18 protein-coding genes are annotated in these 21579 nt (G+C 66.3%); 6 read left to right on the forward strand and 12 right to left on the reverse strand.

Going from position 1 to position 21579, the window contains the following annotated elements; genetic code table 11:
* Window positions 1-128 precede the first annotated feature (128 nt).
* The 5 genes from ACIBJI_RS36175 to dnaK all read right to left on the reverse strand — a co-directional run bounded on the left by ACIBJI_RS36175 (window position 129) and on the right by dnaK (window position 6062).
* Window positions 129-1298, reverse strand: coding sequence for an FAD-binding oxidoreductase (locus tag ACIBJI_RS36175; RefSeq protein WP_364355870.1), 1170 nt, complete (start codon window positions 1296-1298; stop codon window positions 129-131).
* Window positions 1299-1942: 644 nt separating this feature from the next.
* A complete protein-coding gene (locus ACIBJI_RS36180) occupies window positions 1943-2344 on the reverse strand; it encodes a heat shock protein transcriptional repressor HspR (protein WP_364355873.1) in 402 nt (133 codons plus the stop codon).
* The gene (dnaJ, locus tag ACIBJI_RS36185; RefSeq protein WP_330251834.1) at window positions 2344-3507 is read right to left on the reverse strand and encodes a molecular chaperone DnaJ; all 1164 of its coding nucleotides are present in this window, start codon (window positions 3505-3507) and stop codon (window positions 2344-2346) included. Before dnaJ ends, ACIBJI_RS36180 begins: the two co-directional genes overlap by 1 nt.
* A gap of 24 nt (window positions 3508-3531) precedes the next feature.
* Window positions 3532-4218: a nucleotide exchange factor GrpE gene (gene grpE, locus ACIBJI_RS36190; RefSeq protein WP_364355879.1), complete on the reverse strand. Its 687-nt coding sequence runs from the start codon at window positions 4216-4218 to the stop codon at window positions 3532-3534.
* A complete protein-coding gene (dnaK, locus tag ACIBJI_RS36195; RefSeq protein WP_364355882.1) occupies window positions 4215-6062 on the reverse strand; it encodes a molecular chaperone DnaK in 1848 nt (615 codons plus the stop codon). Before dnaK ends, grpE begins: the two co-directional genes overlap by 4 nt.
* A gap of 404 nt (window positions 6063-6466) precedes the next feature.
* On the opposite strand from dnaK, the gene ACIBJI_RS36200 reads away from it, so the two are divergent.
* Window positions 6467-8158 (forward strand): FAD-binding oxidoreductase, encoded by a 1692-nt coding sequence (locus ACIBJI_RS36200; protein WP_397087796.1) that lies wholly within the window; start codon window positions 6467-6469, stop codon window positions 8156-8158.
* 2 nt (window positions 8159-8160) lie between these two features.
* Here the strand turns inward: ACIBJI_RS36200 and ACIBJI_RS36205 are convergent, their stop codons facing one another.
* A complete protein-coding gene (locus ACIBJI_RS36205; protein ID WP_364355888.1) occupies window positions 8161-8646 on the reverse strand; it encodes a MarR family winged helix-turn-helix transcriptional regulator in 486 nt (161 codons plus the stop codon).
* A 116-nt stretch (window positions 8647-8762) separates the two neighbouring features.
* Here ACIBJI_RS36205 and ACIBJI_RS36210 point away from each other — a divergent pair, with 116 nt between their 5' ends.
* The 3 genes from ACIBJI_RS36210 to ACIBJI_RS36220 all read left to right on the forward strand — a co-directional run bounded on the left by ACIBJI_RS36210 (window position 8763) and on the right by ACIBJI_RS36220 (window position 12155).
* Window positions 8763-10472, forward strand: a complete 1710-nt coding sequence (locus ACIBJI_RS36210; RefSeq protein ID WP_396959552.1) for an MFS transporter — start codon at window positions 8763-8765, stop codon at window positions 10470-10472.
* A 1-nt stretch (window position 10473) separates the two neighbouring features.
* Window positions 10474-10770 carry a hypothetical protein gene (locus tag ACIBJI_RS36215; protein WP_364355894.1) on the forward strand — a complete coding sequence of 99 codons (297 nt, stop codon included), beginning with the start codon at window positions 10474-10476 and terminating at the stop codon, window positions 10768-10770.
* A 224-nt stretch (window positions 10771-10994) separates the two neighbouring features.
* On the forward strand, window positions 10995-12155 hold the full coding sequence (locus ACIBJI_RS36220) for a zinc-binding dehydrogenase (protein ID WP_397087798.1): 1161 nt from the start codon (window positions 10995-10997) through the stop codon (window positions 12153-12155).
* Window positions 12156-12158: 3 nt separating this feature from the next.
* Here the strand turns inward: ACIBJI_RS36220 and ACIBJI_RS36225 are convergent, their stop codons facing one another.
* Window positions 12159-12770: an NUDIX hydrolase gene (locus tag ACIBJI_RS36225; protein ID WP_364355900.1), complete on the reverse strand. Its 612-nt coding sequence runs from the start codon at window positions 12768-12770 to the stop codon at window positions 12159-12161.
* A 66-nt stretch (window positions 12771-12836) separates the two neighbouring features.
* On the opposite strand from ACIBJI_RS36225, the gene ACIBJI_RS36230 reads away from it, so the two are divergent.
* Entirely contained in the window at window positions 12837-13109 is a 273-nt protein-coding gene (locus tag ACIBJI_RS36230; protein WP_364355903.1) for an XRE family transcriptional regulator, read from the forward strand.
* Window positions 13110-13112: 3 nt separating this feature from the next.
* On the opposite strand, the gene ACIBJI_RS36235 is transcribed toward ACIBJI_RS36230, so the two are convergent.
* Window positions 13113-13754, reverse strand: coding sequence for an endonuclease (locus ACIBJI_RS36235; protein ID WP_396959547.1), 642 nt, complete (start codon window positions 13752-13754; stop codon window positions 13113-13115).
* 61 nt (window positions 13755-13815) lie between these two features.
* A complete protein-coding gene (locus ACIBJI_RS36240; protein WP_364355909.1) occupies window positions 13816-14100 on the reverse strand; it encodes a hypothetical protein in 285 nt (94 codons plus the stop codon).
* A 50-nt stretch (window positions 14101-14150) separates the two neighbouring features.
* On the opposite strand from ACIBJI_RS36240, the gene ACIBJI_RS36245 reads away from it, so the two are divergent.
* Window positions 14151-14447 (forward strand): TetR family transcriptional regulator C-terminal domain-containing protein, encoded by a 297-nt coding sequence (locus ACIBJI_RS36245; RefSeq protein ID WP_396959544.1) that lies wholly within the window; start codon window positions 14151-14153, stop codon window positions 14445-14447.
* A 75-nt stretch (window positions 14448-14522) separates the two neighbouring features.
* Here the strand turns inward: ACIBJI_RS36245 and ACIBJI_RS36250 are convergent, their stop codons facing one another.
* The 3 genes from ACIBJI_RS36250 to ACIBJI_RS36260 are packed head-to-tail and all read right to left on the reverse strand — an operon-like array spanning window position 14523 to window position 21323.
* On the reverse strand, window positions 14523-16085 hold the full coding sequence (locus ACIBJI_RS36250; protein ID WP_396959542.1) for a dynamin family protein: 1563 nt from the start codon (window positions 16083-16085) through the stop codon (window positions 14523-14525).
* Window positions 16082-17947, reverse strand: coding sequence for a dynamin family protein (locus ACIBJI_RS36255; protein ID WP_364355918.1), 1866 nt, complete (start codon window positions 17945-17947; stop codon window positions 16082-16084). The genes ACIBJI_RS36250 and ACIBJI_RS36255 overlap by 4 nt, the downstream gene beginning before the upstream one ends.
* Before the next feature lie 25 nt (window positions 17948-17972).
* On the reverse strand, window positions 17973-21323 hold the full coding sequence (locus ACIBJI_RS36260; RefSeq protein ID WP_397087801.1) for a beta strand repeat-containing protein: 3351 nt from the start codon (window positions 21321-21323) through the stop codon (window positions 17973-17975).
* Window positions 21324-21579 lie beyond the last annotated feature (256 nt).

The raw sequence follows: 21579 nt of genomic DNA on the forward strand, positions 1-21579 counted from the left end.
GGCGACCCGTGGGGGGCCGGTCTCGGGTCCGCGCGTTCGATGCGCTGGCGACGAAGTCGCGAGTCTCGACGGCTCGGACGCGAGACACCAGGGGGCCGCGAACACGCCGCGGCCACGCGGCCAAAAATTCAGAACAGCGGATCGTGACGGATGTTCTTGGTTTGCGTGCCTGCTGCCATGAGTCGGAACTTGGTGGTCTGCACCATCGAGGGTGATCCGACTATCTGCACATCCCGGTCGGACCAGGAACTGTAGCTCGCGACGACCTTGCCGATCTGACCGGTCAACCGAGCTTCCAGTCCTGGCCAGGTGTGCTCCGGTTCGCCGGAATCCAGGTACCACCATGGATTTTCATCGCTCTCGGTGACCGGCGTGACGGTGAGCCATTTATTGGCGGTGGCCAGGTGGCTCAGGATCTCGAGATCGTAGAGGTCACAGGGGTGATGGCCGCCGACGAACAGGTGCACCCGCGGATTGACGCGCCGCTGTGCCATCGCCATGAGCTGGGCGCGCAGGGGTGCGATGCCGGTACCGCAACCGACCATCAGCATTTTGCGTTTCACATTGCGTGGTATGCCGAGTCCGCCGAGCGGTGAGCCGAGCAGCCACTGGTCTCCGATATTGGTGTGGCCGACGATGGCTGGGCTGACCCAGCCGCCGAGCACTCCGCGGATGTGGAATTCGATCTCTCCGTTCGCATTCGCGGGCACCGCTGGGGACAGATAGCGCCACATGCGCGGCCGGGCCGGGATCTGCACGCTGATGTACTGGCCCGCCGCGTATTGCATCGGCTGATTCAATTGCAGCCGTACTACGGCAAGATTGCGCAGCACCTCGCGTCGCTCGACGACGGTCCCGCTCCAGACCGGCGGCGTCGACTCCTGTTCGGCCGCGCCGATCATGGTGTCGCCGATGATCTTCAGGCCCTCGTCCCAGGCTCGGTCGACCTCGTCGGTCCACATCTCGGTGCCCGCGAAAATCCGCATCGCGGACTTCAACGAGGTCGCCACGGCGTTGTAATGCGCGGCCTGCACCCCGTACTTGCGGTGATCGCGCCCGAGTTGGGCGAGGAATGGCAATAACTCATTGGGCTCTTCCAGCCGATCCAACGCATAGGAGATGGCTTTGACCAATCTGTCACGCTGGGAATCCATCGCCGCGGGGAAGAAATCCCGGATGGCGGGATAGTCCGTGAACAGGATCGCGTAGAACGAACTGGCTAGCTTGGCCGAACCCCCCTCCTCCGCAGCAACCGCCTTGAAGGTCGTTCTTATCAATGCGACGGTCCGCGAATCCATTTGTGTCACAACCCCTTTTGCACTCGAACACAAACCTGTGCCGGCGAGTGAGGTGCTGCGGGACACTCGACAGCAGCCGATGCGAACGAGTGTATGCGAGGTTTGCCAGCTACGGAATCAGTCGCATAAACATCACGCATGTAATTCCCTCGAAACGAGGCTCCGCACCACGAAAACCCTTGAAAACAAACCGAAAGAACGAACACGACGGCGAAATCCGTCATATAACCACCGAATTCGGAAGGCCCGGTTTGCAAATTTCATCCCAGTCGGGGTCTTGGAGCGATCGCGCGGCAACCCGCGATACGGGTGCGCCCATCCGGCTCAGGCAAACCGCGAGCGCCCGCCGACCCGGCGACCGACGGAATCGACGAGCGGATCCGGCACATAGTTTGCTGAATCAAGGGCCACAGCAAACTTCACAGCTCGGCACATCACCAGCAATCCTCTCGAACCGCGTGCCGAACCCATCGGCTGCCGAACCGATTGTCGGGTAACGAATCCCGAGTCCGGAGTTTGCTCGAGCACTGCCGGCAGTTATTCGAGGCCTCGACCCGATATGCGCAAAGGAAATTTACTTATCCGCGCGAATGACAAAGGCTCCGGGGTCGGCGGAAACCGATTCCCGGAGCCTTTCGCGCTTATCAGCGCCTATTGCGCGGCTTCCACACCACCAGTGCGGTACTGCGTTGCGGCGGCGTTAGATCGGGGCGATACCCCGCACGCAGCCGGTCCAGCTCGGCCGACATCTCGGCGACGCGCTGTTGCAGTTCCTCGACCTGATTGGTGAGTTCGATGATGCGCTTGATGCCCGCCAGGTTGACGCCCTCATCCTGGGATAGCCGCTGCACCTCGCGGAGCAGTTCGACGTCCCGTGCCGAATAACGTCGACCGCCACCCGAAGTCCGTTGCGGTGTAACCAGTCCGAGACGGTCATACGTACGCAGTGTCTGCGCGTGCATTCCCGCCAACTGGGCCGCCACTGAGATCATGAAGAACTCCGCCCGCGACGCCCCACTGGCTGCCTGCTTCGGATTATCGGACATCACGCACCTGCCCATCCCGCACGTGGATCGAACCCACTGGTCTTCTCCGCCTCCGCATAGCGCTTGAGCGCCTCGGCGGCATTGTCGTCCAGCTTCTGCGGCACGGCCACCTTGACGGTGACGAGCAGATCACCCGCCCCGCCGCCGGGACCGCGCTTGGGCACGCCACGTCCGCGCACCCGCAGGATGCGACCGTCCGCGGTGCCCGCAGGCACCTTGACGCCGACGCGCCCTTCCAGCGTGGGCACGGAAACCGTTGTGCCCAACACCAATTCACTGTAACTGACCGGCAGCACCAGGGTCAGATCGTCGCCGTTGCGGCCGAAGACCTTGTCCTGGCTGACGTGCACGGTGACATAGAGATCACCCGAGGGCGCACCACGCAGTCCGGCCTCGCCCTGTCCGGCCAGCCGGATCTTCTGCCCATCGCTGACACCCGGGGGAATCCGCACCGTAATGGTGCGGGTCCGATTCTGGATGCCGCTGCCGTGACAGTCGACGCACGGATCATCGATGATCGAACCGGTACCACGGCATTCGTCGCACGGCTCGCTGAAGCCGAACGCGCCCTGGTTGCGGCTGATCACGCCGTTTCCATTGCAGACGGGGCAGACTCGTGGACTTGTCCCCGGCTTGGCGCCGCTGCCGTGACAGGTCGTACACGGCGACGGACTGGTCATCCGCAGCGGAACCGTGACACCTTGCGCTGCCTCGCGGAAGCCGAGGGTCGTCTCGGTCTCCACATCGGCGCCGCGGCGCGGGCGGCTCGCGGTGCGCGTGCCGCCCCGGTTGAACAGGCCGCCGAGCAGGTCACCGAGGCCACCGTCGCCGGCATTCGCCTGACCGAAGATGTCGCCGATGTTGAAGTCCTGCGAGAAGCCGCCGCCCGCACCGGGAGTGAAACCACCACGCCCGTATCCGCCACCGGCGAACAGCTTTCGGGTCTCGTCGTATTCCTTGCGCTTGGCCGGATCCGACAGCACGGCATGCGCCTCGCTGACGGTTTTGAACCGCTCCTCGGCCTTGGTATCGCCGGGATTGGCATCCGGATGCAGGTCACGTGCGAGCTTGCGGTACGCCTTCTTGATCTCGTCCTGTGAGGCGCTGGAGGAGACACCCAGTTCCTTGTAGAAGTCCTTTTCGATCCACTCCCGTTGGCTCACCGGGCATCTCCTCCTCTCGGGTTCTTATTGGTTGTTCGCATTGGCATCAGCATCCGATGCCTCTTCTTCGACCAGATCGGCCACGCCATCGGTTACCCCGACCAGCGCGTGCCGAAGCACTCGATCGCCGAACCGATAGCCCTTGCGCATGACAAGGCCGATCACCGGATCGTGGCCGGAGCCCTCGTGCTGCACGGCCTCGTGCAGGGTCGGGTCGAAAGGCTCACCCTCCGTACCGAACTCCTGCAGACCCTGCTTGTGCAGCGCGTCGGCGAGCTTATCCGCGACCGACTTGAGCGGTCCGGTATCGAGATCGCCGTGCGCCCGCGCACGATCGAGATCGTCGAGTACGCCGAGCAAATCGGAGACCACGGCCGCCTTGGCGGAATCGATGGTGGCCTGCCGGTCCCGCTCGACCCGACGCCGGTAGTTGGCGTATTCGGCGGTCAGCCGCTGCAAGTCGGCGGTGCGCTCGGCCAGCTCCTTGGTGATGGCCTCGGCCAGGATCTCGGCGCCCCCATCGGAACCGATGATGGGTTCGGTGCCGTTCCCGGCTTCGGGACCGGGCCCGGCGGCGGACTGTTCTGCCGCCGGTTCCCGGATTTCACCGGCCTGAGCCGTCTGGTCGCTCCGCTGGCTCCGCTCCTGCGGATCGATCTTGCGGTTGTCGACGAAGGTGATCGGCTCCTGTTCGGAGTTTCCCTCGCTCACTTCTTCTCCGTGTCGACCGGCTCGTCCACGACCTCGGCATCCACGACCTGGTCATCGTTGGCGGAGCTCGCCGCGCCATTGCCGGACGCGGCCTGCTCGGCGGCCGATGCCTCGTAGATCGCCTGACCCAACGCCTGCGATTCGGTCGCGAGCTTCTCCACCGCGGACTTCACGGCCGCGATATCGGTGCCCTTGAGCGCCTCGTTGGCCTCGGAGATGGCCGCCTCGACCTTGGTCTTGACGTCCGCGGGGACCTTGTCCTCGTTGTCCTTGATGAACTTCTCGGTCTGGTGCACCAGCGACTCGGCCTGGTTGCGGGTCTCGGCCTCCTCACGGCGGGCCTTGTCCTCGGCGGCGTGCGCCTCGGCATCCTTGACCATCCGGTCGATCTCCTCCTTGGACAGGCCGGAGCCGTCCTGGATCTTGATCGTGTTCTCCTTGCCGGTGCCCTTGTCCTTCGCGGTCACGTGCACGATGCCGTTGGCGTCGATATCGAAGGTGACCTCGATCTGCGGCACACCGCGCGGGGCCGGCGGAATGCCGGTCAGCTCGAAGGAGCCGAGCAGCTTGTTGTGCGAGGCGATCTCGCGCTCACCCTGGAACACCTGGATCTGCACCGATGGCTGGTTGTCATCGGCGGTGGTGAAGGTCTCCGAGCGCTTGGTCGGGATGGTGGTGTTGCGCTCGATGAGCTTGGTCATCACGCCGCCCTTGGTCTCGATACCCAGCGACAGCGGGGTGACATCGAGCAGCAGGACGTCCTTGACCTCACCCTTGAGCACACCGGCCTGCAGGGCGGCGCCGACGGCGACGACCTCGTCCGGGTTCACGCCCTTGTTGGGCTCCTTGCCGCCGGTCAGCTCGCGGACCAGGTCCGAGACGGCGGGCATACGGGTCGAGCCACCGACGAGCACGACGTGGTCGATATCGGCGACATTGATACCCGCGTCCTTGATCACGGACTGGAACGGCGCGCGAGTGCGGTCGAGCAGGTCCGAGGTGATCTTCTGGAATTCGGCGCGGGTCAGCTGCTCGTCGAGGAACAGCGGGTTCTTGTCGGCGTCGACGGTGATGTAGGGCAGGTTGATCGAGGTGCTCTGCGAGGAGCTCAGCTCGATCTTGGCCTTCTCAGCCGCCTCACGCAGGCGCTGCATGGCCATCTTGTCCTTGGTCAGGTCGATGCCCGCACTGGCCTTGAACTTGTCGACCAGCCAGCTCACGACGCGCTCGTCCCAGTCGTCACCACCGAGGTGGTTGTCACCGGAGGTGGCGCGGACCTCGACGACGCCCTCGCCGATTTCCAGCAGCGAGACGTCGAAGGTGCCGCCACCGAGGTCGAAGACCAGGATGGTCTGTTCCTTGTCGCCCTTGTCCAGGCCGTACGCGAGTGCGGCCGCGGTGGGCTCGTTGACGATGCGCAGCACGTTCAGACCGGCGATCTGACCGGCCTCCTTGGTGGCCTGGCGCTGCGAGTCCTCGAAGTACGCGGGCACGGTGATGACCGCGTCGGTGATCTCCTCGCCCAGGTAGGACTCGGCGTCACGCTTCAGCTTCATCAGCACGCGCGCGCTGATCTCCTGCGCGGTGTACTTCTTGTCGTCGATGGCCACCGACCAATCGGTGCCGATGTGGCGCTTGACCGAGCGGATGGTGCGGTCGACGTTGGTGACCGCCTGGTTCTTGGCGGGCTGACCCGTCAGAACCTCTCCGTTCTTGGCGAACGCGACGATCGATGGGGTGGTGCGCGAGCCTTCAGAGTTCGCGACGACGACCGGCTCGCCGCCTTCGAGAACGGCGACGACCGAGTTCGTGGTCCCGAGGTCGATTCCGACCGCACGAGCCATGGTGGTTCCTCCTAGTTGGTGTAACTACTTGTGTCGGTGCTGGGTATTCGCGGTTTTCGGGCGCTCTACCCGCTCTGCGACATCCGCTCGGGACAACCGAGTCGGGTGCCACGAGACCTCGCCCCAAGCACCTCACGGAGCACGGTCCCAGCAACGCTGAGCGTGGTCGGCTCAATCCTGCACCCATTCGACACCGGGCGTCAACTGAAACTTGAGCCGATCACACTCAATGTTGTCGAACAGCTCAACCGACGGCCCACGCGGTCTATTCCCGATTCGGGGAGAACGGGGTGTCGCCCGCCATTCTCGTCAGGCCCGAGAGCGCGAGCCGGTTGACCACTTCTGATCAACAGTCGCTGGATCCGCCCCGTGCAGGTTGCCCGTGCATCCGGCGGTCCACGAGGATGGCGGCGACGGTGGTGCCGATCGCCGTCGATCCCCCGAGAGGAGTGGAAGTGTCGACGAAGACGCGGTCGTGGTGGGGCTGGGGGAATGTCGAGGATGCGGTCGTCGGCGCGGAGCTGACGGCGCTGACCGCGCGGGTCGCGGCGATGCTGCCCGGTGCGGATCTCACACCACACGAACCGCCGTCGATCGAATCGCTCGGGCTTCCCGAACCACGAGTGACCGCGCCGGATTCGCTCGCCGAGTCGGTGTCGGCGGATCCGGCCGATCGAGCCGCGCACGCGCACGGTCAGGCATTTCGCGATGTGGTGCGCAATCTGCTCGGCGAGGTGCGCAATGCGCCGGATCTGGTCGTTCGGCCGCGCACGGAAAGCGAGATCGTCGATGTGCTCGACTGGGCGGCCGGGGCGAATATCGCGGTAATCCCATTCGGTGGTGGCACTTCCGTGGTGGGCGGGGTCGAGCCGAGATTGCCCAGCCGAGCCGCATCCGCTGGGCCGAGCGCTGCCGGGCCAGACGAATTCGCGGGGGCGATCAGTCTGGACCTCGGCCGTCTCGATCGGGTGCTCGAGATCGATCGCACCAGCCGAGCGGCGCGAATTCAGGCCGGAGTCCTCGGTCCGGCGCTGGAGGATCAACTGCGCGGCGCGAATCTGACGCTGCGGCATTTTCCGCAGTCGTTCGAATTCTCCACGCTCGGCGGCTGGCTGGCCACCAGGGCCGGTGGACATTTCGCGACGCTGTACACCCATATCGATGATCTGGTCGAGTCGATGCGGGTGGTGACGCCAACGGGCACAAGCGAATCGAGGCGGCTGCCCGGTTCGGGGGCGGGGCCGTCGCCGGACCGGATGTTCCTCGGATCCGAGGGGACACTCGGAATAATCACCGAGGCGTGGATGCGCTTACAGGACCGGCCACGTTGGCGCGCAACGGCTTCCGCGCACTTCGACGAATACGCCCAAGCGGTAGCCGCGACCAGGGCCATCGCCCAATCCGGCCTGTACCCGACCAACTGCCGGCTGCTCGATCCGGCCGAGGCATTTCTCAATGCCGGTGCCGCGACGAGCGGCGGCGTGCTGGTACTCGGATTCGAATCCGCCGATCATCCGACGCGCACCTGGCTGGAACGCGCACTCGAGCTGGTCGCCGACCACGGCGGCACCCTTCCCGAACCCGCACGCTACACCGAATCCACCGAGCACCGAGGAGGTTCGGGCGCGGCCGACACCTGGCGTTCGTCGTTCTTGCGGATGCCCTATCAGCGCGATGCCCTCGCCGCCCAGTCGATGATCGCCGAAACCTTCGAAACCGCCTGCACCTGGGACAAATTCGACAATCTGAAGACAGCGGTGACCGAGGCCGCGAACGCGGCTATCCGATCAGTCGGCGCTACCGGCGTGGTGACCTGCCGCTTCACCCATGTGTATCCGGACGGTCCGGCACCTTATTTCGGCATCTACGCCGCCGGTCGCTGGGGCAACACGCTAGCGCAGTGGGATGACATCAAAGCGGCTGTCTCCGAGGCACTCTCGGCCGCGGGCGGGACCATCACGCACCATCACGCGGTGGGCCGGGACCACCGACCCTGGTACGACCGCCAGCGTCCCGACCCGTTCGCGAATGCGCTGCGGGCCGCCAAATCCGCGCTGGATCCGGCCGGAATCCTCAATCCCGGCGTGCTGATCTGAGCTCAGCACTTGTCCGCTTGGCGGGCCAAGCCCGGATGGATGCCGGGGATCAGTCCGTTCGCCGCCGCGGTGCGCTGCAGTAGGTCGACCAGGGTGGCGCGCTCGTCCGGATCGAGCGCAGCCGTGATGTCCGCATTCAATCCGGTCACGATCTCCTCGGCCCGGGTGAGTAGCTCATGCGCCGCGGGCAGTAGGTAGACGGCGTGCGCGCGCCGGTCCGTCGGATGTTTGCGCCGCTCGACGAGTCCGCGCTTCTCCAGTTCGTCCACCAGCCCGACCATCACATTGCGATGGATCCGCTGCGCCTCGCACAACTGTTGCTGCGATTGGCCGTCATTGGCACGCAAGATCCGCAGCGTGCCGTAGTGGCGCGGACTGATGCCCAGCGGAGCGAGCAGGTCGGCGAAGCGCTGAGCGACATGGAATCCGAGCTGGCCGAACAGGAAGGCAGGGTGCTCGGACAGCGGCACGAAGGTCGGATCGGTCACACATCGAGCATACCGCGGTCAATGCACGCTTAGTGATTGCACACTTGATTGATAATCACTTCATGTGCATAGTTTGAGGTGTCGCCCTACTCCACCGATTCGAAAAGAGCCTGCTCGTGGATACCGACATTTCCCCAGGCGCGGATGCGCCCCCACAACTCGACCCGCGCCGCTGGATCGCCTTCGCGGTCGTGCTCGCCGCGGGCTTCATGGATCTGCTCGACGTCACCATCGTCAATGTCGCGGTGCCGAGCATTCAGACCGATCTGGGCGCCCAGTATTCGCAGATCGAATGGATCATCTCGGCCTACGTGCTCGCCTTCGCCGCGGTACTGATCACCGGCGGACGGCTCGGCGATATCTACGGCCGCAAGCGCATCTTCCTGATCGGCATGACCGGATTCACGCTGGCCTCGGCCGCCTGCGGCTTCAGCTCGGACCCGACCATGCTGATCACCTCCCGGTTCGTCCAAGGCGCGATGGCGGCGCTGATGGTTCCGCAGATCCTCGCCATCATCCGTGCCACCTTCCCGCAGCAGGAACGCGCCAAGGCCATCGCCATCTACAGCGGAGTCGGCGGCTCGGCCTCGGCGGTCGGACTGTCACTCGGCGGACTGCTGGTGCAATGGAATCTGTTCGATCTGGACTGGCGACCGATCTTCCTGGTCAATGTGCCGGTCGGGATCGCGGCGCTCATCGCCGCGACCATCGTCATGCGGGATTCGCGCTCGGCGGCCGCACCGCGACTGGATCCCATCGGCATGGTGCTGGCGATCTCCGCGGTACTCCTGCTGGCCTATCCGCTCACCGAGGGCCGCCGATTGGGTTGGCCCGCATGGACTTTCATCATGATGGCGAGCACCGCGGTCATCTTCGGCGCATTCGTCGCCTTCGAGCGACGGCGGGCGCGGACCGTCGGATCACCGCTGATCGATCTGGAGCTGTTCCGGTCCCGTCCGTTCACCGTCGGCCTCGCTAGTTGGCTACTGTTCTGGATCGGGCTCGGCGGGTTCTTCCTGATCTGGACGCTGTTCATGCAGGCCGGGCTGGGCTGGTCGGCGATGCGGGCCGGGCTCACGGCGGTCTTCTTCGCGGTCGGCGCAGGCATCGGGGCCGGAGTTTCGGTGAGCGTGCTCGCGCCGCGGTTCGGGCGGATCGTGCTGGTCGCCGGTGGTGTGGTGAATGCCGGTGGATTCGCGCTGTACGGATGGCTGGCCGCGCATTACGGTGCGTCGATCGCGTCGTGGCAGATGGTGATTCCACTGATCATCACAGGTGCCGGATTCGGCATGGTGGTCGCACCGACCATCGACCTGCTGCTCGGTCAGGTGCCCGCGCGTGAGGCGGGGGCGGCGTCCGGGCTGCTCAATACCGGTCAGCAGCTCGGCACCGCGCTCGGTGTCGCATTGGTCGGCGTGGTGTTCTTCGGTCAGCTGGACCATGATTCGGCACGCGGGGTCGAGGCGGTCACGCCGCAGGTGCGCACCGAACTCTCGACGATCGGTCTTCCGGAACCGGTACAGGACCAGATCATCGCGAATTTCGTTGCCTGCGTTCGTGATCGGTCGGCGCAGATCGATCCTACGGCCGTCCCGGACAGTTGCCAGAGCTCCGATGCGGCCAATTACGCTGTGACACAGGTGCTCACCGATGCGGGCGAACGGGCCAATGCGGTGAATTTCGCCAACACCTTCCGCTACACGCTGTGGTACGGGATCGGCCTGCTGGCCATCATGTGCCTCGGCTTCCTCGTACTCCCCAGGAGTGCACGGCTCGAGCAGCACGAAATCGACGATCCTCTGGAACTGGTACCGACGGGAGTCTGAGTTGAAAGTACTTGCTATCGGCCGTCGCCCGGAGATTGTGGACACCGCGACCAAGTTGTTGCGCGCCAATGGTTTTGCAGCCGTGGGTGTCGTCGCCGACGCCGAAGCGTTTCGGGTACTCGATACCGGCGAGATCACCGATCTGATCATCGGCGGCGGCGTGGAACCGGATTCGCGTGCGGCACTGAAGCAGAAGGCCGCCGACCAGCACATCACCGTGCACGAGGCCGAGCGCGGCGGGCGCGGTATCGAGGAATACCTGAACGAAGTGGTCATTGCGATGCTGGAGCGTCAGTAGTAGCGGGATGGCGGCTCCCCCGTCCCCGGGGAGCCGCCATCCCGTGCCGACGTCACCCGACCCCCTGAGCCCCCCTTCCACATGCCGCGAAGCCGAGGCACTCGCACAGGCAACTGTCTGATCCAGACGTGCGATTTTCGCTGGATTCGACGAACGCGGCAGTAGGGTGGCGGCAAAGGGAAGCTTCGAGCCCACCGCGCGCCGCCGATCCGAGGAGTTCGTCAATGAGGGCCGCCGTCGTCACCAATACCAAGTTTTCGGTGGAGGAGTTGCCGACACCGACGCCCGGGCGTGGGCAGGTGCTGATCAATGTGTCGCGATGTGGCATTTGCGGGTCCGACCTGCATGCTCGCGCCCATGCCGACGAGATGGCCGAATTGGCCGCACGCACCGGATACGACCAATTCATGCGCGCGGAGCAGAGTGTGGTGCTCGGACATGAATTCAGCGGCGAGATAGTCGATTACGGGCCGGGCTGCCGCAAACGCTGGCGGACGGGCACGCCCGTGGTGGCACTGCCGATCGTGCGCCACGACGGTGCACCGCAGCTGACCGGGCTCTCGACGGCCGCGCCAGGTGCATATGCCGAGCAGGTGGTGGTGCAAGAGTCCATGACAATGCCGATCCCCAACGGAGTTTCGGCCGAACATGCCGCACTCACCGAGCCGATGGCCGTCGCCTGGCACGCGGTGCGCAAGGGGCGGGTCGGCAAGGGGCAGACGGCTTTCGTAATCGGCTGCGGCCCTATCGGTTTGGCCGTTATAAGCATGCTGAAGGCGGCTGGCGTGCGCACCGTTGTCGCCAGTGACTTCTCACCACGTCGCCGCGAACTCGCCGTCGGCTGCGGCGCCGATATCGTCGTCGATCCCGCGACCGAATCCCCTTGGGCAGCAGCGCCGAAGCGCGGGCGGATCAATGGTGTCACCGACATTCTCAGCCTCGGTTTCGACACCATGGAACGGCTGCGCCGCGTCCCGAATCTGCCGTGGTGGTACGTCTTCCGGCTGGCGCATTCGCTCAATGCGGGTCCGGCGGGCCCGGCAATCTTCGAATGCGTTGGTGTGCCGGGCATTATCGATCAGATCCTGATGGCCGCGCCGCCGCTGTCGCGCGTGGTCGTGGTCGGCGTCTGCATGGAGACCGACCGCTTCCAACCGGCGATGGCCATCAACAAGGAGATCGAACTCCGCTTCGCCTTCGGCTACGACCCCGGTGAATTCCGCGACGCGCTGCATATGATCGCCGACGGGAAGGTCGACCCGGCTCGCTTGATCACCGGCACCGTCGGGCTGGATGGTATCGATAATGCGTTCAGCGCGCTGGCCGATCCGGAACAGCACTCGAAGATCCTGATCGACCCGGCCAGTACCGCGACGACGCCCTGAAGCTCAGCCGAGGTGGCGGTCGCGGTCAGGCTGCCGATCGAGCCACGAGGGCGTGGCGGTGTCCGGGTAGCTGAGCGCGGGTGCGCCGTGTTCGAGGTAGGCGGCGTGGCCCTCCATCCGGGCACGGAAGGCCTGCCAGATGCGGCGCGACGGCTCGGGTCCGGCGAAGGTGTCCACGGTGTCGACGCGGACCCACTGCCAGCGGTCCAGTTTCGCCCGCAGTTGGATGACCGATTCGTCGCCGAGTTCGCCGCAGTCGAAGATGTAGCGGATTTTGTCGCCGGCGGGTTTCTGCTCCCAGTCGTGCACGAGCAATCGGCACGGCGGGCGGTCGAGGCCGAGTTCTTCGCGGATCGCGCGACGACAGGCCGCTGCCGGTGATTCGCCCCGCGCGACAATGCCGCCCGGAATGTCCCAAGCGCCCCGATCGTCCGGATGGACCAGCAGCACGTCCTCGCTGCGCACGAATAGCGCTCCCGCGGCCAGTCTCACCTGGGCGAATGGTTTCGCGTCGCGGTCCGACATCACCTCACGACCTTCCTTCGCCGGGTCCGGAAATACGCGGGTTCGGCGGAGTTGCCGCCGTTTGGCCGCACCTGCTGCGACGATGGGCACGGTCTCTCCACTTGTACACCAGCAGCGCGCATACGTCCTCGAACAGCTCGAGAAGGTGGGCTAAGCATGGCCGAGAAGATCTTCGACATCGTGTGGGATGCGATCGATGACATCCGGGGTGACGTCGAGAATATGCGGCTGCGGTCGCAGTTGATATTCGAACTGACCGACCGGATCGCGGCCGAAGGCTGGAGTCCGGAGGCCGCCGCCGAGCACCTAGACGTCACCACCGCGCGGATCTCCGACCTGCTGGGCGGCCGAACGCAGCTGTTCAGCCTGGACGCGCTGGTCAATATGATCGCCGCGGCCGGTCTCCGGGTGCGGATGCTGATCACCTGAGCCTCAGCTCGCGGCGAGCACCTCATCGGCGATCTGGCGGTCCAATGTGACGCGGACCAGCGCTGCGGCCAGATCGGCGGTGTGGTTTTCCGGCGCGAGTTCGGCCAGGCGGTCCGGATCTTTCGGGAGTCGGACGCGTTCGGCGCCGCTCAGCGCGCGTTCGTCGAAATGCGGTCGGGCCCAGGTCCATACGTCCTGGACTTCACGCAGGAAGATATCGCTGCCGGTCGGTCCGATGCCCTGGAACTGTTGCAGCAGTTCGGCGGCACGGGACGGATCGTGCTCGGCTTCGTCGGCGAGTTTGCGCAGATCGCCGCCGTAGCGGTCCAGCACGCGCGACGCGTTCGCACCCAAGCGCGATGCCGTACTTTCGTCATACCGCTTGTAATGGGCGCGCCCCAGTGCGTCGACCAGTTCCTGCCAGTCGGCGTCCGCGACCCGCTTCGGGGTGCGATATCCGCTGCTCACCAGCTCCTTGCCCGCCGCGACGGCGATATCGGCGGAGATCCGGGTGCTGAGCAATTCGGCGAGCATGAGGAGTTGGAATAGTGGAGCGGGTTTATCGGCCAAATTGATACCGGCCTCGGCCGCGTAGCCCGTGCCCGCCCGGTCCAGCAAAGCGTTCACCACATCTTTTTGAGTCATCGCATGCTCCTGGGTTCGGATATCCGGGGCGTACCCATGGGTCGCGGGTCCACACCCGGGACTACACCGCGTAATCCTTGGCGACGACCGTGCGGGCGACCTTCTGCGGCGCACCGCCGATCAGTCCCCGCCACGGCAGATACGGCAGCAGGCGGACATTGAGATTGCGCATGCGGATCATCGAATTACTCGGCGGCGCATACCACTTGCCGACGCCCTCGGCGAAGGTCTGACAGGCCCGCACCATCGGGAGCATTTCCGCGCGGTAGCGGGCGAAGGCGATGGTGTGATCACCACCCGCGGCGGCGAGTTCACCGGCCAGAATGTATGCACCGACCAGCGACAAGTCCGCGCCCTTCGACTGCGCTGCAATGTTTCGAAGCGAACTGGACGGCGGTGCTCGAATCGATTGCCGAGCACCGCGGCCTCTGGTCGGCGACCTTCGACATCCTTACCCAATCGGGTCAGGACGAGGCGACCCGCGAACAGTTGGCGGCAAGTCTCGACGAAGCTCGCCGTGGGTTGGCCCGGCTCTTCGAGGGCATCGCTGAATCCGATACCAGCGGCGGGCGCGCAATCGGGTCCCTCTACCAGGCGCTACTGACGGGGCTTGCCGCCCAGGTGCTGATCGATCCGGACCACGCGCCGTCCGGAAAGGACCTGGCTGCCGCCTTGCGCCGAATCACCAGCTGAAATGGTGGCTGCGGGAGCGACCATTCGACTCGCCTCGATGAACTTAACCGCCATTCGACTCAGCTCGGTGCGGGACTATTCCGGCAGCAGGCTCAAAGTTCCTTCGGCGCTGCGAGCTGCGGTGAGGCAGGCGGTTGTGGTGAACTGATCGGCAAGCGGGTGGCGGGCACGGGCACGCCATTTGCGCACGGCGGCCATGGCCTGGGAACGCTGGACTGCGGGGTCGGTGCCGAAGGGCAAGCCGAGTCGCAGATGCGGGGCGACGCCGGAGCCGCCGATCAGGCGGTGCAGTTCGGCGAGATCCGCTGCGGGCAGGGCCAATTCATCGGTGCGCAGGCGACCGAGCAGGCGGAGCTCGGCGAAACCGTGCACGTCGGCGAGCAGGGTGCGAACTCTGGGTAGCAGCTGATCGGCGGAGGTGCCAGGGTATGCGGTGAGCACACGCGCCAGGGCGGTGAGGGCCGAGTGAGCCTTGAGTTGATCGGCGCGCTGGCCGAATTGGACGTCGAGGACCGAGCGGAGTTCGTCCACGCCGCTGCGGTTGGTCAATTCCGCTGCCAGCGCGGCGGAGTCGCGCACGCCGAGGCGGATCAGTGTGACCGCCATGCGAATTCCGAAGAGGCCGAAACGTGCCGCGAGCTGGGCGCGGAGTTCGGGCGGGACCGGGAGTGGAATATCAGCGCGCGCGAAACGATCTGCCGAGAGCAAAGCGGCGCTCAACTCCTCGACCGGGACCCGGGCCAGCGCCTCGAAGGCAGTGAATTCCTGCTGACGCAGCGTTGCCGCGGCGAATGCGAGCAGACCGGCGACCGGAATTACCGCCTGACACAGTCCCGTTCGCTCCAACTCACCAGCGAAACGTGCTGCGACGTCGCGGGCGGAGTGCAGGGCATCGATCCGGCCCGCGCCGATCTCGTCGGCACGCGAGACCACACCGATAACCCCCAGCGGACCCGAAATGCCCTGCGCGCCAGCAGTTCCGGCACCGACCTGTTCGAGGAACCGGACATCGGCATCATCGAGCCGACGCAGCAGATAGACCACGGCGTCCGCGCCCGGAGCCGATACGGCCGCCGCGCCGTGCTCGCCGTCGGCATCACCGGGGGTAAGCAGTCGCGCGGTGCGCAGTGACACCTCCCGCGACAGCGACGATGTCCCCGGGGTGTCGATGATGGTGGTGTTCGCCAGTGCGGCGGCGGGCCACTCGACCTCGAGATGGTCGACCTCGCGCGGTCCCGGCGCATTCCAGTTCAGTCGTTCCAGATCGAAGGTGAGCCCGTGCGTGCCGCTGCCGCGGCGCACCACCACATTCGCCGTCGAGCCGTCGGGTGCATAAGCCGTGACGCTCGGGGTCGAGCCGTTGCGGTACCAGGTGACCACGCGCGTGCATTCGGTCGCGTCGGTCGGAGCGATATCCTGACCGACCAGGGAGTTGAGCAAGGTCGACTTGCCCGCCTTCAACGAACCCGCCAGCGCCACTCGCAGCGGCTGATCCAGGCGGCGCGCACAGTCGGCCAACAGCGCACGCGGTCGCGGCTCACGGGGAAATGCCTGTCTGGCCGCGGCGACCAGCTGATGCGCCTCGGCGACAATGCCGGGCGAACGCCGAACATCATGCCGGGTCACGTCTCTTCTCACGGGGTTACCGTACCGGCGGCCCCTTTCCGCGGCGCGGCGATGGCCGGTTGCATAGCATCCGCATAGCGTCGCAGCTCGGCGACCATGTGCAGTTGCCGGTCGAGCACCGCGCAGCGCTCGGTGCGGCGGGCCGTTTCCATATTCGCCGCCTCCTGCGCGGCCCGCAGCGAATCGTCGATGGAGCGCAGGCTGCGTTCGGCGACACCGGTGTAGTGATCGCGCAACGCCCGATGGATGCGGTGCAGGCGGTCCTTGGATTCCTTGCCCGCCTGGAAAGCGACGTCGTCGATGAAACGCCGGATGGCGACCTTGGCCTCGTTGCGGCGGCGGGCCAGTCTGGCCTGCTTGTCATCGCGGAAAGCCTTGCCGCCCACCAGGACACCGGCACCGATCGAGATCGGATTGAGCATCGCCAACCCAGCGAAGGTGGTCGCGAGCCCGACCATCAACACGCCACCGTATGAGCCGCGCATGCCGATCAGAATCTTGCTGCCGAAGCCGATATCGGGCTCCAGATCGGCGAGGGTGCCCCCGCCCGCGCGGCTGTCCTCAGTGTGCAGGCCGGAGCTGACATCCGGCAGTTCGACCATGCCGATCTCGGTGAAATGCTCGGCGACCCGCTCGGCGAGTTCCACGGCGCGGGTATGCGTCCACAACAGGTTGTCGCCCAGCGCGGTGTCGATATCGCCGGTGAGCCATTCGGCAATCCGGTCCCAATGGCGGCCCGGATCGTGCTCATCGATCCATTCCTCACCCGTTCTGGCGATCTCGCGCAGACGCTCGCGCAGATCGTGATCGACATCGCCGGCCAGGTCGGTGATGCCGTCGGAGAGGGTCAACTGCCAGGCCGAGGTGCGCCGATGCAGATCCTCGGCGGTGGTCTTCGCCAACTGCAGCTCGCGCACCGCCATCGCGCCCTGGCGGGGATCGCGCAGCGCGACCAGTTCACTGCCGAGCGCGAGCGCCAAATGCTCTGCGGCCGACTGGATGTCGTGCGCCACCGCGACCAGGGTCGCGGCTTGGTCGCGGGCCACCACCTGTTCACGCAGGAACTGGTACAGCACACCGAAGCCCGATTCGACGCCGAGCTGCTGGTCCTGCAGCAGCATCGCGTGCCTGCGCAGTACCGCGGAAACCGGGATGATCGGCACCTCGACCCGGGCTCGGCCCAGATGACCCTGATCTGCCTCGTGCACTTGGCGCCAATGCGGATACAGGTCGATCTTGGTGAGCAGCAATGCGGTGGTCGGGCACAGTTCGCGGACCTGCCGGAGGAAGGTCAGCTCCGGTTCGGTGAGTTCGGTGGAGGCATCCGAAAGCACCAGAACCGCGTCAGCGGTCGCGACCAGGCCGAGTACGCCTGCCGCATAACCACTTCCGTGTCCGCCAACGCCGGGGGTGTCCACCAGGACTATGCCGTCGGCGAGGAGCGGATTCGGAAGTTGGATCTCGATGCGCAGCACCCGACGACCGTGGGCCTGCGGTGTGTGGACGGTGATCATGCCGATCTCGTCGACCGGTACCGGAACGCGCGCCTCCTCGGTTCCGCTCGGACCGGCCAGCACCAGTTCGGCATACGGTTCGGGGCCGTGCGAGAGCAAGGTGGGGACCGCGGTAGTCGCGTCATCGCCGACCGGGCAGATCTCGAGATTCAACAGGGCATTGACGAAGCAGCTCTTGCCCTGACCGAGGTGTCCGACGATCACGATGCGGCGACGCGGATCGCGGACCCGGTCGGCCGCCATTTCCAGGCGACCGACCAGATCATTGCGACCCGCGGCGCGCGCCGCGGCGATGGTTTCACCCAATACCGTCAGCATCGGTACCGCGGGCGGTTGAGCATTCACTGCGGGTGTCCCCATCGAACCTCTTTCGTACGAATATCTCTTAGTGCAGGAAGGCGTCGCCGCCGAGATCGCCGCCGGCATGTCCGGCCAGATCGGTACCTGCATGAGTATCGGTGAAGAGGCTGGAATCGCTGTGGCCGGTGACCGAGGTGTCCAGATGCGAACCCGCCGAACTATCCAGTCCGGAACCGAAGGCGTTGGAAACGTCCAGCGACGACCAGGTATTCGCGGTGGACCCGACGGTCGAGGAGGCGCCGGTCAGTGTGGAACCGGCGTGGCCGCCCAGATCCGCGGCGCCGTTCGCGCTGGTCTGTGCCGCGGCGCCGGAGTGCACCGTGGAGTCGACGCTCGACGAGAGTCCGAGGCCCGCATCCGCTGTGCCACCGACACCGGTAGACAGCCCTGTCGCCAAACCGGATCCGGCATGCGCACCACCGTCGATGCCCCCGCCGAGACCGGTTTCCAGACCGCTACCGGCGTGGACGCCACTGCTGATTCCGCTGGAAAGACCGGTCTCCAGCCCCGTGCCCAGATGCGTTCCGGCGTCGACGGCACCCTGTGCTCCGGTCGACGCACTACCGCCGAGCCCGGTAGCCGCACCGACTCCGGTTGACAGCCCTGTCTCCAAACCGGTCGCCGCATGGCCCCCGGCGTCAGCAGCACCGCTCAAGCCTGTGGACAGACCCGCACCGAGCTCCGAACCCGCATGCGCACCAGCACCGACCGCGCCACTCACACCCGACGACAGACCCGCACCGAGCTCCGAACCCGCATGCGCACCAGCACCAACGGCACCACTCACACCCGACGACAGACCCGCGCCGAGATCGCCACCAGCCTGTGCACCAGCGCCGATGCCCGTGGGCAGGCCCGCACCGGCTTGCGTCCCGGCGCCGACCGCACCACCCAGGCCTGTGGACAAACCGCCACCCAGATCAGCCGCGCCACCGATGGCGCTGGAGAACCCGGACGTAGCGTGCGTCCCAGCGTCACCCAGATCCGCTCCAACCTGCGTGCCGCCGTTGAGAGCACCGCCCAGAGTGCTCGACAACCCGCCACCGAGCTCAGCACCCGCACCGAGCGCTGCACCGGTAGCCAAACTCGACTCCAGTCCCGTCGTCACCTGAGCACCGGTACCGATCGCCGACGAAGCCCCACTCGACACCCCACCACCGAGCCCAGCACCGGCATCCAGCGCACCGCCCAGCCCAGCCTCCAGCCCACCACCGAGCCCACTACCCGCATGTGCCCCCGCATCGAAAGCGCCCTCGATCCCGGATGTCGCCTGCGCCCCAGCATCAACAGCACCGCTCAACCCTGTGGACAAACCACCCCCAACTCCCGCAGCCCCACCAATCCCGGTGGACAGCCCCGCTTCCAGACCGCTCGCCGCCTGAGCACCTGCATCAACCGCACCGCCGAGCCCTGTGGACAAACCACCCCCCAGATCCGCACCAGCCTGTGCACCGGCACCTGCTGCCCCCTCCAGACCAGTCGACAAACCACCGCCGAATTCAGAACCCCACTGCGCACCACCACCGAGCGCACCACCAATTCCAGTGGACAACCCGGATTCCAAACCACCGGCCGCCTGCGCCCCAGCATCAACAGCACCACCCAACCCCGTGGACAAACCGCCACCCAGGTCAGCACCAGCCTGTGCACCGCCGCCAACAGCACCGCTCAGCCCCGTGGACAGATCGGCACCAGCCTGTGCACCAGCATCAGCCGCACCCTCCAGCCCCGTCGACAGACCGCCACCCAGGTCAGCCCCGACCTGCGTCCCAGCGCCGACAGCACCACCCAAGCCTGTGGACAAACCGCCACCGAGATCGGCACCAGCACCAGCCGCACCCTCCAGCCCCGTCGACAGATTGCCACCGAGCTCAGAGCCCAGGTGCGCACCACCATCGAGCGCGCCACCGATTCCGGTGGACAACCCGGATTCCAAACCACCGGCCGCCTGCGCACCGGCATCAACAGCACCACCCAGACCGGTGGACAAGCTGCCGCCCAGGCCGGTGGATACGCTGCCACCCAGATCGGAACCCGCTTGCGCGCCGGCGTTCACCGCGCCTGTGAGACCTGTGGACAAATCGGCGTTCGCGTCGGCTGCGGTGCCGATTGCGCTGGAGAATCCGGTCGAGGCCTGGGCGCCGGCGTCCAGTGTGCCGCCGAGGCCGGTGGACAGGCCGGCTTCGAGGCCCGATCCGGCTTGGGCACCGGCATCTACTGCCCCGCCGAGACCGGTCGACAGGCTGCCACCAAGGTCGGCACCCCCGTCGAGTGCTCCACCGAGGCCGGTCTCCAAGCCAGAAATCGCATGTGCGCCTGCGTCGATCGTGCCGCCGAGACCAGCGCCGAGATCCGCGCCGACCGCACCACCGAGACCAGCCCCGAGACCCGTCGCAGCTTCGGCACCCGCATCCACCACACCACCCAGACCAGCACCCAGATCCGCACCCGCCTGACCACCCACACCAAAAGCACCACCAAGACCCGTCGCAGCCTGAGCACCCGCATCCACCACACCACCGAGGCCAGCGCCGAGCTCGCCGCCCGCACCGACAGCGCCGCCGAGCCCGGCCGAAAGACCAGCGCCCAGGTCGGCGCCCGCTTGGGCACCGGCGCCGAGGGCACCGCCGAGGTCAGCACCCAATTGGGTGCCCGCTCCGATGACGCCGCTCAGCCCGGCACCGAGGTCGGCACCCGCGTCGACTGCGCCACCGAGACCCGTCTCCAAGCCAGAAATCACCTGCGCGCCGCCGTTCAGGCCCGCACCAAGAGCTCCCGCCAGACCCGTGCCGACCTGCGCTCCGGCACCGAGCGCACCCTCCAGGCCGGTGGCCAGATCCGCACCAGCCTGCGCACCCGCACCGAGCGCGCCCCCCAGCGCACCACCGAGACTCGTCACGGCCTGCACACCGGCGCCGATGGCGCCGCCGAGACCGGCGGTCAGATCCGCGCCCGCGCCGACAATGCTGCCGAGACCGGCGCCGAGGTCAGCGCCGGCCTGCAGGCCAGCTCCGATCGCGCCGTTGAGCCCGGCACCCAGGCCGAGATCGGCGCCGAGGTCGATATCGGTGCCGAGGTCCACGCCCGCATCGGCGGCCGCGCCGAGTCCGACCGCGGCGGCGGTATTGGCACCGGCGGCGGCCCCGGCCTCGGCGGCTCCAGCACCACCGGCCGCCACAATCGCCGACAGCTGCGAGCCGCCGGCGATCAGGGCCGATTCGGCGACCATGGGGGCGACGGCGGCGATGTCCTCCGGCGTCACGGCGGGCAAACCGGCAGCTGCCAGCGCCTGGCCGGGATTGGCGCAATAACCCACCGCCGCCTCGTGGTCACGGAGCAGGTTGAGAATGAACTCCAGAATCGCGTTGGGTGTCATCGAAATCATCTCCTGGATGAGCGGACCCTCGCGATCCGCAGTCGTTGGAATGCTTTTCACGCTAGGGACGCCCGGCGTTACTCCGAAACGGGGCGCACCCCTACTACGCACCGAACGTTCCGGTTAGGGGCACCCGAACCGTTAGGGGAATTTCCCCGCAACTTCCCCGACTAAGTAACGGCGGACGCCCAGCAACCGACAGAAGTGGTGCGGCTGGCAGGTCAACTCCGCCTTCCTGTCCACACAACAGCGACTA

The organism is Nocardia sp. NPDC050408 (assembly GCF_044458905.1).
GTDB lineage: Bacteria > Actinomycetota > Actinomycetes > Mycobacteriales > Mycobacteriaceae > Nocardia.